At 46.8% G+C, this 1,078-nt stretch carries 1 protein-coding gene and 1 pseudogene; both read left to right on the forward strand.

All coding sequences use genetic code 11. From position 1 onward, the window contains the following. A partial coding sequence (locus tag A3738_RS07425; protein ID WP_156504058.1) for an ABC transporter permease subunit occupies window positions 1-800 on the forward strand: 800 nt, incomplete at its 5' end. A gap of 10 nt (window positions 801-810) precedes the next feature. After that, window positions 811-1,078 (forward strand): annotated as a pseudogene (locus A3738_RS07430) (phosphate ABC transporter, permease protein PstA); the annotation flags it as partial.

Consider the following 1,078-nt stretch of genomic DNA (forward strand, 5'->3'; position numbering starts at 1 on the left):
TAAAACCATCGATTGAATTGATGGAAGCATTACCTACCGTAATTCTAGGTTTCTTGGCAGGTTTATTCTTTGCACCGTTTATGGAAGAAAACCTTCCTGGCGTATTCGCAATACTCATAATCACCCCGATCTTCATACTTTTATTCGGCTTTATGTGGAGTAACTTACCCTCCAACATTCGTCGTTTAGTGCCTGATGGCTGGGACCCAGTACTGCTGATTCCTGTCATTATCTTTGGTGGTTGGCTTGCCATGGCGCTCAGCCCAACGCTAGAAGTCGCATTCTTCAATGGTGACATGCGCCTTTGGTTAACGAATGAAGCCGGTATCGATTTCGACCAACGTAACGCTTTAGTCGTTGGTGCAGCGATGGGCTTTGCAGTTATCCCTACCATCTTCTCGATTACAGAAGATGCCGTGTTCAGTGTGCCAAAACATCTGACCCAAGGCTCTCTTGCACTTGGTGCAACGCAGTGGCAAACCATGACACGCGTTATCCTTCCAACAGCAAGCCCGGGTATTTTCTCAGCGGTAATGATTGGTATGGGTCGTGCGGTCGGTGAAACCATGATCGTACTGATGGCGACTGGTAACACCCCGATCATGGACATCAATATCTTTGAAGGTATGCGTACTTTGTCAGCAAACATTGCTGTCGAAATGCCTGAATCAGAAGTGGGTAGCACGCACTACCGCATCTTATTCCTCGCAGCCTTTGTTCTATTCCTGTTTACCTTTGTCGTAAACACCTTTGCAGAATTTGTGCGCCAGCGTCTTCGCAACAAGTACAGTGTGATTTAAGGAGTCTATTGTGCGCGTATCAGTTAAAAAATGGTTTAAAAACGGCGACCCATGGGTTTGGTTCAACGCCGGTGCTGTTGCCATCAGCATGGTTATGGTTTTCGGTCTTCTTTGGTTGATCGCAAGCCGAGGTCTTGTCCACTTCTGGGCTCACGATGTGATGCAAGCAGAAGTGACAGCTAAAAATGGTGATCGTTACACCATCATTGGTGAACTCGTTGAAACCGTAGAAGTGTCTGCGGATCAACTACGTGATGCTGGATATAGCATTCCTGAAG

This window comes from Oleiphilus sp. HI0066 (genome assembly GCF_001635725.1).